General features: G+C 28.5%; 13 protein-coding genes. All 13 read left to right on the top strand.

All coding sequences use genetic code 11. From position 1 onward, the window contains the following. Positions 1-92 precede the first annotated feature (92 nt). The 13 genes from A7L45_RS12320 to wecB all read left to right on the top strand — a co-directional run bounded on the left by A7L45_RS12320 (position 93) and on the right by wecB (position 17,045). Positions 93-1,082, top strand: a complete 990-nt coding sequence (locus A7L45_RS12320; protein ID WP_071613059.1) for a Gfo/Idh/MocA family protein — start codon at positions 93-95, stop codon at positions 1,080-1,082. Then, positions 1,082-2,020, top strand: a complete 939-nt coding sequence (locus A7L45_RS12315) for a Gfo/Idh/MocA family protein (RefSeq protein WP_084647451.1) — start codon at positions 1,082-1,084, stop codon at positions 2,018-2,020. Before A7L45_RS12320 ends, A7L45_RS12315 begins: the two co-directional genes overlap by 1 nt. Next, complete coding sequence (locus tag A7L45_RS12310) at positions 2,017-2,790, top strand: acylneuraminate cytidylyltransferase family protein (protein WP_071613057.1); 774 nt, start codon at positions 2,017-2,019, stop codon at positions 2,788-2,790. Before A7L45_RS12315 ends, A7L45_RS12310 begins: the two co-directional genes overlap by 4 nt. 90 nt (positions 2,791-2,880) lie before the next feature. After that, entirely contained in the window at positions 2,881-3,873 is a 993-nt protein-coding gene (locus A7L45_RS12305) for an NAD-dependent 4,6-dehydratase LegB (protein ID WP_071613056.1), read from the top strand. 170 nt (positions 3,874-4,043) lie between these two features. Next, the gene (locus A7L45_RS12300) at positions 4,044-5,147 is read left to right on the top strand and encodes a LegC family aminotransferase (protein WP_071613055.1); all 1,104 of its coding nucleotides are present in this window, start codon (positions 4,044-4,046) and stop codon (positions 5,145-5,147) included. Positions 5,148-5,277: 130 nt separating this feature from the next. After that, on the top strand, positions 5,278-6,693 hold the full coding sequence (locus A7L45_RS12295) for an oligosaccharide flippase family protein (protein WP_071613054.1): 1,416 nt from the start codon (positions 5,278-5,280) through the stop codon (positions 6,691-6,693). Between the two features lie 24 nt (positions 6,694-6,717). Beyond that, positions 6,718-8,436: a CDP-glycerol glycerophosphotransferase family protein gene (locus A7L45_RS12290; RefSeq protein ID WP_071613053.1), complete on the top strand. Its 1,719-nt coding sequence runs from the start codon at positions 6,718-6,720 to the stop codon at positions 8,434-8,436. Positions 8,437-8,632: 196 nt separating this feature from the next. After that, on the top strand, positions 8,633-10,351 hold the full coding sequence (locus tag A7L45_RS12285) for a CDP-glycerol glycerophosphotransferase family protein (RefSeq protein ID WP_071613052.1): 1,719 nt from the start codon (positions 8,633-8,635) through the stop codon (positions 10,349-10,351). 106 nt (positions 10,352-10,457) lie between these two features. Beyond that, positions 10,458-11,537, top strand: a complete 1,080-nt coding sequence (locus tag A7L45_RS12280) for a glycosyltransferase (protein WP_071613051.1) — start codon at positions 10,458-10,460, stop codon at positions 11,535-11,537. Positions 11,538-11,639: 102 nt separating this feature from the next. Continuing rightward, a complete protein-coding gene (locus A7L45_RS12275; RefSeq protein ID WP_071613050.1) occupies positions 11,640-13,097 on the top strand; it encodes a polysaccharide deacetylase family protein in 1,458 nt (485 codons plus the stop codon). Beyond that, a complete protein-coding gene (locus A7L45_RS12270; RefSeq protein WP_071613049.1) occupies positions 13,084-14,559 on the top strand; it encodes an O-antigen ligase family protein in 1,476 nt (491 codons plus the stop codon). Before A7L45_RS12275 ends, A7L45_RS12270 begins: the two co-directional genes overlap by 14 nt. Before the next feature lie 27 nt (positions 14,560-14,586). Beyond that, positions 14,587-15,921, top strand: coding sequence for a glycosyltransferase (locus A7L45_RS12265; RefSeq protein WP_071613048.1), 1,335 nt, complete (start codon positions 14,587-14,589; stop codon positions 15,919-15,921). 71 nt (positions 15,922-15,992) lie between these two features. After that, entirely contained in the window at positions 15,993-17,045 is a 1,053-nt protein-coding gene (gene wecB, locus A7L45_RS12260; RefSeq protein WP_071613047.1) for a non-hydrolyzing UDP-N-acetylglucosamine 2-epimerase, read from the top strand. Positions 17,046-17,051 lie beyond the last annotated feature (6 nt).

Genomic DNA, 17,051 nt, shown 5'->3' with positions numbered 1-17,051 from the left:
ACAATTCTTGTAATAATAATGAATAATTTAAATGCAAGGATAGAATTAAGAAAATCATTTTATGGCACATAAATTTCGAAAGGGATGTTAAATTGAAACTTTTAGTAATCGGATTAGGATCAATGGGGAAAAGAAGAATTAGTTTACTTAAAAAATATTTCGAAAATAAAGTAGACGTTGTAGGTTTAGATACCAGATTAGAAAGAAGAAAAGAGACAGAAAAACTATATGGGATAATGACTTACTCAAACTTAGATGAAGCAATAAATAATGAAAAACTAAATGGTGTATTAATATGTACATCACCAATATCTCATGCTGATTTAATATTGACTTGTTTAAATAAAAAACTCAATGTATTTACAGAGATTAATTTATTAAATGATAAATATCATGAAATAATGGCTGCTGCAGAAAAAAATAAACTAGAATTATTTCTTTCATCTACATTTATGTACAGAAAAGATATTGAGTACATTCAGAAGGAAGTACAAGCAAATAATAAAAAGGTTCATTATAGATACCATGTAGGGCAATATTTACCAGATTGGCATCCTTGGGAGAATTACAAGGATTTTTTTGTTAGCAATAAAAAAACAAATGGGTGTAGAGAACTATTCGCAATAGAATTGCCATGGATATTAAGAGCTTTTGGAAGTGTTACAAAAGTAGAAGTTATAAAAGATAATTTAAGTACATTGGAGTTAGATTATGCTGATAGTTATTTTGTTCTATTAGAACATGAAAATGGAACTAAAGGTGTATTAAATGTAGATATAGTTTGTAGAAAACCTATTAGAAGTCTTGAAATTTATTCTGAAGAAATGCATTTATTCTGGGAAGGGACACCTAATAGTTTGGAAAAATATTTAATTGAAAAAAAAGAAACAGTGAAAATAGAAACTTATTCAAGTATTGATAAAGATAATAGATATTCTGAGAGTATAATTGAAAATGCTTATATGGAAGAGCTAGATGTATTTATTAAAAAAGTTTTAGGTGAAAAAAATAGTGAGAGATATACATTTAAGGATGACTTGTATACTTTAGATTTAATTAATAAGATAGAAGGTTTACAATAATGAAGGTTTGTTTTATTGGTTTGGGTTCAATAGGAACAAGGCATTTAAAAAATCTTGTAAAGATATTTGATGAATATAATTTGAATTTAGAGGTTCATGCGCTCAGAAGAACTCAAAAACCCTTAAGTTTAGATATTAAATCCCTTATTAATCACGAAGTTTTTAATGAGTCGGATTTGTGTGATGACTATGACATGACCTTTATAACTAACCCTAATAATGTTCATTATGATTCCATTAAACTTATGGCTAATAAAACAAAATCTATGTTTATTGAAAAACCTATATTCGATAATATGCATTATGATATAAGTAAGTTGAATCTAAGAAAAAATGGTGTATACTACGTTGCTGGGCCATTAAAATTTTCTCAAGTGATACAAAGTCTTAAGAAAATTCTTGTTAATGAAAGTATTTATAGCATAAGGGCAATTTGTTCAAGCTATCTTCCAAATTGGAGAAAAGGTGTAGATTATAGAAATGTATATAGTGCTAAAAAGATCCAAGGTGGAGGAGTTTGTATAGATTTAATACATGAATGGGATTACATAACATATTTATTCGGCTTCCCTTTAGAAACATTTAACATTAATGGCAAGTACTCACATTTGGAGATAGATAGTGAAGATATTTCTATATATATTGCAAGATATAAAGATAAATTAGTAGAAATTCATTTAGATTACTTTGGAAGGGTACCACAAAGAAAAATAGAGATATTTACAAAAAATGGGACTATAACTGGAGATTTCATAAGAAATAGTATTAGCTTTTCAGATGGTAGGGAAACAATTGATTTTACAAAAGAAAATAAAGATATGTATGTAGAAGAGATGAAATATTTTATTGAAAGTGTTATGACATCACAAACGGGACATAGTTATATTGAACATGCATATAAAGTGCTAAAATTAGCGATGGGGGAGATTAGAATATGAATATTTTGATAACGGTTTGTGGTAGAGCAGGCTCAACTGGAGTTAAAAATAAAAATATAAGAAACTTTTTAGGATTTCCACTTATAAATTATACTGTAGCTGCAGCGAATTTATTCAAAAAAGAAAATCCTAATTATAATATAGATTTGAGTATAAATAGTGATAGTGAAGAACTTCTAAATATGTTTAATAAAAATAAAGATATTATATGTATTGAAAGACCAACGGAATTGGCTCAGCAAAATTCACCAAAGGTACCGGTGATAAGATATTCCTTGAATTATGTAGAAAAAAAGTTAAACAAGATATATGATTATATTATAGATTTAGATATTACATCACCTTTAAGAAAAACAGTAGATATTGAGAATGCATTAAAAAAAGCTATAAGCAATTTACAAACTGATGTTGTATTTTCAGTAGTACACTCAAGAAGAAATCCATATTTCAATATGGTAGAAGATCGGAATGGAAAAATAAAAAAAATAATATCTAGTGATTTTGTTACTAGACAGCAGGCACCTCAAGTATATGACATGAATGCTTCTATTTATTGCTATAAAAGAAATAGTCTGATAAATGTGCTAAAGAATTCTCCACTCGAAGGTAACTATGACATTGTATTAATGAAGGATACTGCGGTTATAGATATTGATTCAGAAGAAGATTTTAAGTTGATGGAAGTTTTAGGAGAATACTTTTTTAAAGATGAATTTAATGAACTGTATAGGTATATTAACAATATAAAGACACTTCCGAATAAAATATAGATCTATTGAGATGACATACGGTTATCCCGCAGGTTATAGCTTGAGGGGTATTATGTTATAGGTAGAATAATAACAAAAGGAGCAAAAAATATGAATTGGCAAGGGAAAAAAGTTTTAATTACTGGTGCGGAAGGCTTCATAGGAAGTCATTTGACAGAAAGATTAGTGGAACTTGGAGCAGATGTTACAGCACTTGCTCAATATAATTCATTCAATAACTGGGGATGGATTGATACTTTTGATAAGAAGACTAAAGATAGCATAAAAGTTGTTACTGGTGACATAAGAGAATATGATGGAATGAAAAGAATTATAAAAGGTCAAGAAGTAGTGTTTCATCTTGCGGCACTTATTGCAATTCCATATTCTTATTTATCACCTATGGCATATGTAAGGACGAATGTTGAAGGTACTACTAACGTCTTAGAAGCATGTCGAGAATACGACGTAGAAAAAATTGTACATACATCCACGTCTGAAACTTATGGTACAGCCCTTTATGTACCAATTGATGAGAAACATCCAATGCAAGGTCAATCTCCATATTCAGCATCAAAAATAGGAGCAGACAAAATGGCAGAAAGTTACTATAAAAGTTTTAATATGCCTATAGCAACTATTAGACCATTTAATACTTATGGACCAAGACAATCTGCAAGAGCTGTAATTCCAACAATAATATCACAAATACTCGCAGGAAAAACAGAAATTAAACTTGGAAGTTTAACGCCAACTAGGGACTTTAACTTTGTTAAAGACACTGCTGAAGCATTCATAAAAATAGCAGAAAGTAAAAAGACTATTGGTGAAGTTATAAATGCTGGTTCAAACTATGAAATAACTATAGGAGAAACAGTTAAAAAAATAATAAAAATAATAGGTAAAGACGTAAAAATTATTTGTGATGATGAGAGATTAAGACCTACAAATAGTGAAGTTAATAGACTATGGGCTGATAACACTAAAATAAAGGAACTAACAGGCTGGAAGCCCAATTACAATATAGACGAGGGTCTTTGCGCAACAGTAGAGTGGATAAGAAATAACATGCAATATTTTAAAACAGACATATACAATGTTTAACGACATTTCAGAAGGAAAGTCTCCCTTTTCCATAAGGGGGAGTTACATGTTATAACAAATAAAAATCTTTAGTTGGAGTCTAAAATCTCCTTCTGAAGTCGTTAATTTGCAGCACCGCAGGTGATGATTTAACAAAAGAATAACGTTAAAAAAAGTAGGAGGTTTTTATTATTATACCTTTATGTATACCAGAGATTAGAGGAAATGAACTCAAATATGTTAAAGACTGCATAGATACTAATTGGGTATCTTCAGTAGGAAGTTATGTTAATTTATTTGAAGATAAATTTAGTGAATATGTTGGTAGCAAAAGTGCTGTAGTTACAATGAATGGTACAGCAGCACTTCAACTTGCATTATTAACTCTTGGAATAGGAGCAGGGGATGAGGTTATAGTTCCATCGCTTACATTTATATCTCCAGTTAATACAATAAAATATGTAGGAGCTGAACCTGTATTTGTAGATGTATGTCGTGACACATTTGTTATGGATGTTTCTAAAATAGAAGAGTTAATAACACCTAAAACAAAGGCTATAATGCCAGTACATATTTATGGTCATCCTGTAGACATGGTTAAAGTAATGCAAATAGCAAAAAAACATAATCTATTTGTTATAGAAGATGCAACAGAATCGCTAGGATCTACTTGCAATGGTAAAATGGCAGGAACAATAGGTGATATAGGTTGTTTTAGTTTTAATGGAAATAAGCTTATAACTACTGGAGCAGGTGGAATGTTTGTAACTAACAATTTAGAATATGGCGAAAGAGCAAAATTCTTATCTACTCAAACAAAAGTGGTTACTGACAATAAGGCGTTTTACCATTCGGAAATAGGATACAATATGAGAATGCCAAATCTTTTAGCTGCATTTGGAGTAGCTCAACTTGAAAATGTTAAAGAGTATTTAAAAACTAAAAGAGAAAATGCAACTTATTATAACCAGCTTCTAGGTGAAATTAAAGGAATTACATTGCCAGCTGAAAGAGAAAATGTAGAAAACTGTTACTGGTTATATTCAATTCTAGTTGAAGATGAATATGGTATAACTCGTGATGAACTTATACAAAAATTAAATGCAGATAAAATAGAGGCGAGACCTTTCTTTATGCCTATCCATGATATGCCTCCATATAAGGGGAGTAGACATGGCGATTTAACTGTTACAAATGAACTTTACGCAAGGGGAATAAATCTTCCAAGTTCTGTAGGACTTAAAAAAGAGGACATAAAAGCAGTATGTGAACTAATAAAAAACTCCAAGAAATAACTTTGTTATTTCTTGCTTTTTAATGGAGCAAAAGATGATGATGATTAACAGCACCAGAGGTGATGATTAACAGCACCAGAGGGGATGATTAACCGCACCAGAGGTGATGGTAGGTGGATAGGAGACAGATATGAACATAGATTTTTTGAAAAAGCTGTACCAGAGCAGATTAGTGAAAAGCGGGATATGGTTTACTATAGGAACATTTTTTGTTCAAGGTATTTCATTTATAACTATGCCTATTTTTACGCGTATGCTTGGTACTACTGGTTTTGGAATAGTTAATGTATATACTACATGGCTTTCCGTTTTTACAACTTTAATTACATTGGGACTTGTAGCTACAGTTAATAATGCAAAAGTGGATTTTAAAGAAAAGTATGATGAGTTTACCTCCTCTATACTTTTTTTAGCTACACTGTTTGCTATTTTATGGTTTATATTTGCATTTATATTTAAAAAGCAAATAGGTAATATTATTAATTTAAATTCTATATTAGTTATGTGTCTTATCATTCAAAGTTTTTTTGGTTTTATTGTGGATTTTTCAAATGCAAAATTAAATGCTGAATATAAGTATAAGAAATTTTTACTAATATCAATAAGTAATGCTATCTTAAATACAGTTTTGGCTATAGTACTTATATATAATTTTAAAACAGATAAATATTATGGTAGGATTGGTTCGTTACTTATTGTCTATGTACTTTATGGAACAGTTTTATACATAATTGCAATGAGAAAAGGCAAAAAGTTAATTAATTTTAAATACTGGAAGTATGCTTTAATATTATCTATACCGGCAATTGTGCATCTGTTATCAGGTGTAATACTGCAGTCAGTGGATACTGTAATGATAAACAGTATGTTAGGATCGAGTGCCGCAGGAATATACAGTTTTGCATATAAAATAGGCATGATAATGTACATTGTGTGGCTTGCTTCTAACAAAGCTTGGGTGCCCTGGTTTTATGAAAATATGAAAGAAAAAAATTATGATGATATAAGATTAAAGATTAAATATTATATTGCATTATTTTCTGTCATGGGATTTGTGTTAATATTTATATCACCTGAAATAGGAAAGCTAATGGGAACAAAAGATTTTTATCAAGGGTTAGATTATGTGCCATTAATAATGGTTGGATATTATTTTCAGTTTTTATACAGCATTCCAGCTAATCTTGAGTTTTATACTAAAAATACAAAATTACTCTCACTGGGAACACTTATTGCAGCTTTAACAAATGTTGTATTAAATTATATCATGATACCAAGGTATGGTGCTGTTGCAGCTACTTGGACAACAATAATATCATATATTATATTGTTTTTATATCATTATTTTATATCCTTACGTATATTTGATGTAAGAATATATAATTTTAAGCCTTTTGCGTATGGTATTATATCAATAGTATTAAGCAGTGTTATGTTTTATATAGTTAAAAACAATTTGATTTTAAGATATGGAATATTGATAGTAACATTAATTGTATTAGGTTATCAGATTCAAAAGATTAGTAGAAAATTAGTAAAAAAATAAATTTAAAAAGTAGGATGGAATTTAATGGTTAAACTAATTTATACAGCACAGAAAAAAGAATTGATAATAGATGGTAAGAGTATAGAATTATTTGAATATATAGGAAATATAAAAGTTGAAGAGGAAGCTTTCAAATATTTAACTTACTTGGAAAATCAAAAAGTTAATGGGCTAAAATTAGAGGATATGTATTTATATGACAATATACCGCTATATATTTTTAATAGACCTACCATATATAGAAAATTAAATGGTTTAGTTTTCTGTATTATCATCATAAAAAAGACACAAGATAAAATAAATGAAGAATTAACGGTTAAAACAGATGATGATTTTATGGAAAAGGTTTGTTTAGAGATATTCAATCTTAAATGTGAGAAAGTCTATACTGAAAAAAATGTTGAAGCTGTAAGTAAAGTTAAATTATTTAGAAGGTTAACTAGAGGTATAAAAAATTATTGTAGATTTATATTCAAATATGCCATATTAAAAAAGAAAAATGATAAGAGTACATTTTTGGTTATCTCCCATGCTTTAGATTTAAATCTTGTTAAGGGTAATAGTATGGGCTATTGTGATACTCAATTAGGAATGGTTATAGAGGAATTAAAAGCAAATTATAATATATTAAATTTCCAACTACTAAATAATAAGTACGTCATAGATAAAACATTGAATTGTAATGAAGATTTTGTACCTTTTGAATTGCTTGTCTTTTATAAAAAGCTTAAGGCTAGAAAGTTTGTAGATAATAATTTGTTAGTAGATAATTTAAGTTATTTAGAAAAATTGGATTTTCATTTTCATGAACTTGATCTTAAAAGTATACTTTTAGATTTCGTAATGAAGGACTTAAGAAAAAGTTATATTTCTTATTTACATGAATTTTTAGTAGCCGAGAAACTTATTAATAAATTTAAAATTAAAAAATGTTTAATAGCAGGAGAAGGGGACAGAGGAAGATGTTTTATAGCTGCAGGAAATAAGTTGAATGTAGATACCTATGCGATTCAACATGGCATAATAAATGAAACATCCTCACCATATATTATAAATTCAAACTATAAAGCAGTTTTAGTGGCTAAAAACACCTTTGTATGGGGTGAAAAATATAAGGAGTTACTAATAGGACATACAAATATATATAAAAAAGAAAATATTAATGTAGTAGGCCAAGTAAGAACAGACCATTTAGTTCAAAATGGATATTTGAAAAGTTCTAAAAGAAGTGGCCCTCTGAAAATATTTTATGCCACTCAACATTTTAGAGATTTACTAGAACCTGCTACTTTAATGCTATTTAAGGCATTAACTTTAATGAAGGAAGATTATGAATTAATTATAAAACTTCATCCTGGAGATTTATGTTTTGAGTTTTATGAAGATATGGTAGAAAAGTTTCACATTAAAAACTGTAAAGTAATGAAGGATGGGGATTTGTACGAATTAATTAAATGGAGTGATTTGATAATAAGTGTACATTCAACAGTAGTTGTAGAAGCAGCTCTTATGAATAAACCTTCTATATGTATATTACTTCCCAAATATAATGATGCTGGAGGTTTTGTTAAAGATGGGTTATCCTTTGGAGTTAAGGATGAAAATGAACTTTTAGCTTATATGGTTAAAATTAATTTAGAGCATATAACACTAAACTTAAACATTCAAAATTATATTCAGGAAAATTTCTATATGGTAGATGGAAAAGTAACGAAGAGGATAGTAGATATTATAGAAAACTAAAGAAGAGTTAAGGCAGAACATTTTTTCAAAATGAATCTTGTGAGATATATACATTTGTTAAAATGTTAAAATAAACTTTGAGGTAAAATTAAATAAATAGACACGCTTTAATTAAATTTTCGATTATAGGGTAGGGGTTGATCGTACAACCAATAATTGTAAAAACGGATAAGTCGAAAAATTAGGATGGAGTTTAATGGTTAAATTAATATATACCGCGCAAAAAAAAGAATTAATAGTAGATGGTCAAATTCTGGATTTATTTGAACACATAGAAAAAACTAATACAGAAAAAGAAGCTTTTGGTTATTTGACTTACTTGGAAAATCAAAATGTTAACGGGTTAAAATTAGAAGAATTATATTTATACGATAATGTGCCATTATATATTTTTGATAGACCTAGCATATACAGAAAGTTGAATGGTTTCATTTTTTGTATTATGGTTATAAGAAATACGCAGGATAAAATAAGTGAAGAATTAGAAGTACAAACAGATGACGACATTATGGCAAAGGTTTGCGCAGAGGTATTCAACATTAAATGTGAGAAAATTGATAATAAAAAGAACATTCCAGCCATAAATAAAGGCAAACTACTTAGACGGTTTATTAGGGGAATAGGAAGTTATTGTAAATTTTTATTAAATAACTCATTATTGAATAAAAAAAATTATAAAGAGTCATTTTTGGTTATGTCACGTGCGGCAGATTTAAACCCAATAAAAGGGAATGAAAATGAGTATTACGATACTCAATTAGGTGGCGTTATTGAAAAGCTGAAAAAAACCTATAATATTTTAAATATTCAAAATTTAAACAATAAATATATCATAGATAAAACTAGAAATTATCATGAAAATTTTGTGCCATTTGAATTATTTGTGATTTACAAGAGGCTTACTGCTAAAAAAAATGTAAATAATAGTTTAGTAGTTGATAATTTAATTTATATAGATAAATTTGATTTCCATTTTAATAAATTGGATCTTAGAAACATTATGTTGAAATATATATTAAAGGATGTTAGAAAAAACTATTATTCATATTTATATGAACTAATATTAGCTGAGAAAATCATTAAAAAATTTAAGATTAAAAAATGCTTAGTAGTTGGTGAGGGAGACAGAGCACGATGTTTTATAGCAGCAGGCAATAGACTCAAAATAGGCACCTATGCTGTGCAACATGGAATAATTAATGATACTGCATCTACTTATATAATTACTTCAAAATTCAAAGAGTTGTTAGTTCCAAAACATACATTCTTATGGGGAGATAAGTTTAAAGAATTATTGATTTCTCATACAAATGTATACAATGAAAAGAATATTAATGTTGTTGGGCAGGTAAGAACAGACCATCTAGTTCAAAGTGGATATTTAAAAATTGATAAAAAAAGTGGATCACTGAAAATATTATATGCCACACAACCATTTAGGGATCTACTAGAACCTGCTACTTTAATGTTATTTAAAGCATTGAGTTTGATGAAGGATGATTATGAATTAATTATAAAACTTCATCCAGCAGATTTAAGTTTTGAATTTTATGAAAAAGTTGTTGAGAAATTTCAAATTAAAAACTGTAAGATGATAAAGGATGGAGATTTATACGAATTAATTAAATGGAGCGATTTGGTAATAAGTGTTCATTCAACAGTAGTTGTAGAAGCGGCGCTTATGAATAAACCTTCTATATGTATATTGCTTCCTAAATATAATGATAACGGTGGATTTGTTAAAGATGGTGTATCATTTGGAGTTAAGGATGAAAATGAGCTTTTAGAATACATGGTTAAAATTAATAAAGAGGAAATGCCGCTAAATAAAGATATTCAAAATTATATCCATGAAAATTTTTACAAATTGGATGGAAAAGTAACAGAGAGGATAATAAATGTTATAGAAAACTGACTTTAGTAACATTTGACAAACAATTAAGAATGAGCAATTAGCAGTTATTAATTAATTCTCTAAGATTTAAATTACACTTAAATAGTAAAAGTATAGGAGGAAATCTATGGACAAAATTTGTTTCTTAGCAGATGCACATAGTATACATACTAGAAAATGGGTTAAGTATTTTTCTAATATTTACAAGGAAATACATATAATTTCAATGCGGGAAGCAGATTATGCGTATGAAAGCAATGTATATGTGCATGTGCTAAGAAGTAGTTCTACAAATAAACTAGGTTATTTTTTATTAATTAAAGATGTTAAAAAACTAGTTAAATACATTAATCCAGATATATTACATAGTCATTATGCTACTAGCTATGGGCTTTACGGGAGAATGTGTAATTTTCATCCTTTTGTAATATCCGTTTGGGGTAGTGATGTGTATGAGTTTCCTAAAAAAAATAAAGCAAAAGAATTGTTACTTAAATACATATTGAAGGGTGCGGACAAAGTATGTTCTACCAGTCATAATATGGCTGATGAAACAAAAAAATATTATAAGAAAGAAATTATAATAACCCCATTTGGTGTAGATATAGATAAATTTAAATGTAACATACCCATACTAAATAGTAACAATATTACCATTGGTGTAATTAAGGGATTAGAAAAAATATACGGATTAAATTATCTTATTGAAGGATTTGCGCTTCTTTTACGAAAATATCGTGGAACCAAAGAGTTAAGACTTTTAATTGTTGGAGATGGGACTCAAAGAATGAAACTTGAAACTTTAGTAAATAAATTAGATATAAATTCTAATGTTACATTTGCGGGACAAATAGATAATGAAAAAGTACCAGAATACATAAATATGATGGATATAGTATGTCTGCCATCCTTAAGTGAAAGTTTTGGAGTTTCGGCTGTTGAGGCTTGTGCTTGTGGACGACCAATAATTGCTACGGAAGTAGGCGGATTAAAAGAGATAATTATTAACAACTATAACGGTTTTGTAATAAAGCAAAAAAATAGCGAGGATATAGAGTTAAAACTTATGAAAATAATCGAAAATGAAGAGCAAATGAAGGAATTTTCGAAAAATGCGAGAAAACTAGTGCTGGAGAAGTATAATTGGTGTGAAAATGCAAAAATCATGAACGATACATATAAAACACTTGAAAATGTTAATAAATAGTAATATTATAATGTAGTACGTTACGTTAATAATTATTAAAAAATTTAAAAAAGAGAAATAATTATTATATATAGTAGAAATTGGAGAGATGGGTGTCTTTAAATGAAAAAAATAGCATTTATATATTCTAATGAAGGTTTTAAGAATCAAATAGAATATGTCGTAAACACTATATTCCAGGATTATGATATAGAGGTATTCGTAATAAGCTCAAGAGATTTTAAGTATTTAAAGCAGGAATTTGATTTAATAATATCTTATGGCAATACGGGCACTACTGATGATGAACATGTGGTATTATTAGAAGGTCCTTTATTTTCACAAGATTATTTGACTTTAAAATCTATTCCTACAGATGTTTTATTCTATGAAGGATTACCTGTATTTTTTAATAATAAAGGCGAAAATTATTTTAAGAAAAAAATAAAAGATCAAATTATTATTAACATAGATATTATTCAAATGAGCTTTTTCTTTTTAACTTGCTATGAGGAATATATAATAGATGAGTATGATAAATATGGTAGGTTTAACATTGAAAAAAGTATATTGTATAAAAATGAGTTGCTTAATAGGCCTGTAGTTAACGAAAGTATTCAATGGTTTGTCGATACATTAAATATCTGCTATAATTTAAACATTAAAAAGAAAAATTTATGGGTGGATAAAAAATTTCAAGTATTATTGTCACATGATGTTGATGTGGTAAGTAAATACTTTAGCTTTCGGCGTGAGGTAAGACTTCAACTAAGTGTTTTATTGATAGACAAAAGGCCATTAGATGTTGTAAAAAGGATAAAGGGGTATGTAGCTACAAATTTGTTTAAAATACAGGAGGATCCTTGTGATACTTTTGATATGATTCTAAAAATGGAAAAAGATAAGGGGTATAATTCTAGTTTTTATTTTATGACAAATGGTAAAGGCTATAGCCCTAGAAATAAAAAAGTTAAAGAGATCATAAAAGAAGTAGTTCAAGGTAACAGTGAAATTGGGTTCCATCCAGGGCTTGGTACGGCGTCTGATGAATCTTTATTTAATAAGGAACTTTCAATATTTAAAAAAGAATTTAATAAGACTGATAAAATAGGGATTCGGCAGCATTATTTAAGTTTTAACGCTCAAAAAACTTGGGCTATTCAAGAAAAAAATGGTATAAACTATGATACAACTTTATGTTTTCCAGATAAAGCAGGGTTTAAGGTGGGGTACTGTCTTCCTTATAAACCATATGACTTAGCTAATGACCGAATTATGGACATATGGGAAATACCTTTAATAGTTATGGATGGATCTTTAATGCAATACATGCACTTAGATTTTGAAGAGTCCATAAAGTATATTAAGGAATTGATTCAAAAGGTTGAGATTCATAATGGTATTTTTGTTTTATTGTGGCATAATTCTGCAATTTCAAAGGAATATAATATTCATTCTAGAGATATATTTCAGTGGTTTTATGATTATATTAAAACTTGCAATTGTGATGTTACTAGTGGAGAAAATATAATTTTAAAATACGAGAAAAGTATATTGGAGGACGAAAATGGAATTTATTGAAGAGCTTAAAGGTTATTTTAATTATTTGAAGAAAAATATGTATATAATTCTAGGGTTATATGTGGTTATAGAATTAGGACTATTTATAAAGATTGGTACATCAAATATACTTATGTTCCTAAGTAGTATATTTGTAACCCTATTTGTAATTTGTAGTCTTATTTTAATGTTTAAGGATTTTATTACAGCAAGTAAAATTTACGCTATATCAATGCCCATAATACCTATGGTGTTTTATATTATGCATAGGTTGAATATGGATCAAATAGGTCAAGTCTTATATATAGTTTACTTTGCTATATATTTAATCCCTATGATTCGTGGATATAAAAGGGGCGAATTTGATTTTTCAAGACTTACAATAAAATATAAAAAGATAAGTGTGATCTATGTTATATTGTTAATACTCGCGGTGATGTCATCGGTTAGAAGTATTCATGTTTTAGAAGCGTTTAAACTAGTGATACTAAGTATGGTTACAGTGATGACTTATAGCATTGGAATGCTTTGTTATAAGAAAAACAATAAAGAGTTTTACAAAGATATATTGTTTTATTTATGTGTGGGAGTTACATTATCATCAATACCAGATATAATAGTTACAATATATAATCTGATTTTCAGGCACAATAATCAGCATCTTTATGGTGTCCTAGGTAGCAATTTTATGCTGGGATATACTTTAATTGTAATCCCATTTATATTACTTTATGCTCTAAATAAGGACTTATCAGGAAAATATAATAAAATATATAAATTATTATTATTAATTCAAGTAATCAATTTTTGTGGTCAGAAATCAAGAGGTTTTCTTTTTGCACTAGCAATATGCTTTTTTGTCTGCATTATCATTGATAGAAAAAATTGGAAAAAGTACATACTAATATCTATTGTTCTGTTTTCTTGTATGACTTTTAATGTTATGCATAGGTGGGATATGGAAGATCTTACAGCAGGAATTAATTTAACAGCACCGGGAGGTATTGCCAGCGGTAATGCTAAATTATGGAATAGATTGATAAATGAAACTAAAAATAGAAGACCTATATGGGCGTTAGCTCTTGGGATGATTAACGATCATACGTATTTAGGTGTGGGACCAGGGCATTTCAAATATTATTACTTACAATATGGTGGTAATCCTAAAAGAATGTATATAGATGCTCATAATATTGTTCTTGATTTAGTAACAGAATTTGGGATCGTATTTTCATTTACATTTATCTTAGCTTGGATTGGTGGCTTATTAAAGTCGGTAGTGGATATATTTAAAAACAAAAAGAAAGATTTTAAAGAATTTAAATGGCCTGCAATTATTGGTACCTTATGTCTATTTATTTATGGAAATATTACAGGGCAATCTTTTATTAGTTCAGCAAATCCACTAAGTGTAGTACCTGCATTTGTTTTTACTGTGGTAATGATATTAATGATATATCCAGAAGGAAAATCTACTAATTAAGATTTTGAATAGTGTGAGGGGTTTGTAATGAAAAATATACTAATTGTAGCTTATTTTTATCCGCCACTTGGTGGTGCAGGAGTTCAGAGAACATTAAAATTTGCTAAGTTTCTAAAGAAATTTGGCTATAATGTATTTGTACTTACTGTAAACAATGAAAAGGGAACTATAAAGGATGAATCTTTAAAACTTGAATCAACCGATGGAATAAAAGTATTTAGGGCTATTCAAAAAGAAAATTTTATTGTTAATTCTATTCTTAATAGAAAAGTAACTGATGTTAAAATAGATAATAAAGAAAATATTATAAAAAAAACGCCTGAGATTACATTGAAATCTAGAATCAAGAGAAAAGTAAAAAAACATTTATTAAATATGTATAGAAATATGTATATACCTGATGATAAAATATCCTGGAAAAAAGATGCGGTAAGGGTAGGTCTTAAAATAATTAATGATGAGAAAATTGATGTAATATATTCTACATCGGCGCCATATACTGGACATTTGATTGCTTATGAATTAAAACAAAGGTCTAATCAACCATGGATTGCAGATTTTCGCGACCAGTGGGTAGCTAATCCATTTGTAAATTATTCGACATATGCTAAAATAAAAAATGAAAAGATGGAGAAAATGGTAATAGAAAAGGCTGATTGTGTAATATCTGTAAGTAAACCTATAATAGATGAGTTTGTTTATAGATATAAAGATGAGTCAGTAGAAAAATTTAAGGTTATTACTAACGGATATGACGAAGAAGATTTTGCTGGTTTTAATATGAATTTTGTGGCAAAAAAATATATTATAACTCATAATGGTACTTTATATGGTAAAAGATCTCCGAAGAATTTCTTGATAGCTATAGATAAGCTTATAATGGAAAAAAAGATAAAGCAGGATGAACTTACTATTAGATTTGTGGGACAAATAGGAAAAGATGCCCAAGAGGATATAAGATTTTTTGTTGCTAAATATGATAATATTATTGAATTTATATCATATTTGCCACATAAAGAGAGTTTAAAGAAATTAGAAGAGTCTACTGCTACACTTTTAATTATTGAAGCTGGAGTGGGTAGCGATGGAATATACACAGGGAAGCTTTTTGAATACATAAGGAGTGGACGAGATATCATCGGTATTGTGCCTCCAGGGGTTGCTAGAGATTTAATACTAAATACAAACACTGGTTTTTGTTGTCATCCTGAAAAAGTGGATGATATTGAAGTGGCGATATACAAATCTTATTGTATTTGGAAGGGTATGCAGAAAAAAACAGAGGTTAATTGGGAAAAAGTTAGTGAGTACAGTAGGGAAAATTTAACTCGCGATTTAATGAATGTTATTGAAAGTTTATAGAAAACGTTGTGGAAGGAAGTGTAAATCCTGATTTTATCAAAGAAAAACTTTGATGAATGTTAGGAGTATATATGAAAATATTAACAGTAGTAGGAGCAAGACCACAGTTTATAAAAGCAGCTGCAGTATCTAATATCATCAGAAAAGAGCATGAGGAAATTTTAGTGCATACAGGCCAACATTATGATGAAAATATGTCGAAAATCTTTTTTGAAGAACTTAATATACCTAAACCAGATTATAATTTAGGAGTAGGTTCAGGTGGACATGGCAAGCAAACAGGAAATATGTTAATAGAACTTGAAGAACTTTATGAAAAGGAAAAACCAGATATGGTTTTGGTTTATGGGGATACGAACTCAACTTTAGCTGGTGCACTTTGTGCAAGTAAATTACTTATTCCGGTAGCTCATATAGAAGCGGGACTTAGAAGTTTTAATATGACTATGCCAGAAGAGCAAAATAGAATTTTAACAGACCATATATCAAAATATTTATTTGTACCTACGGCTTCAGCTATTGAAAACCTTAGTAACGAAGGAGTTACTAGCGGTGTTTATAATGTAGGAGATGTAATGTATGATGCAACACTTAATTTTTCAAAACTTTCAAAAGAAAAATCAAAGATTATGAAAGAGCTGAACTTAAAACAGGAAGAATTTATATTAGCGACTATTCATAGAGCAGAAAATACCAATGATATAAATAGGTTAAGAAATATAATTGAAGCATTAAATGAAAGTGGTCAGCAAGTAATATTACCATTACATCCAAGGACTAAAAAGTATATGGACGATTATAATTTATCATTTAACAAAAATATAAAGATAATAGATCCAGTTGGGTACTTAGATATGATAAGTTTAGAAATGCACTGTAGAAAGATTATTACAGATAGTGGTGGAGTTCAAAAGGAAGCTTTCTTCATGAATAAGCCTTGCATTACTATGAGAGATGAAACAGAATGGGTAGAAACAGTCCAAAATGGTTGGAATATTGTTGTTGGAACTAATAAAGCTAAGATATTAGATGGTATAATCAATTTTACACCAAGTAAAGTTCAACAAAATATTTTTGGTGATGGTCACGCTGCAGAGAAAATTTTAGAAATCATAAACAAATAATAGAGG

The organism is Clostridium estertheticum subsp. estertheticum, from assembly GCF_001877035.1.
Classification (GTDB): domain Bacteria; phylum Bacillota; class Clostridia; order Clostridiales; family Clostridiaceae; genus Clostridium_AD; species Clostridium_AD estertheticum.
Note: the sequence above shows the minus strand (reverse complement) of the source record. Positions and strands in the feature narration are given on the sequence as shown.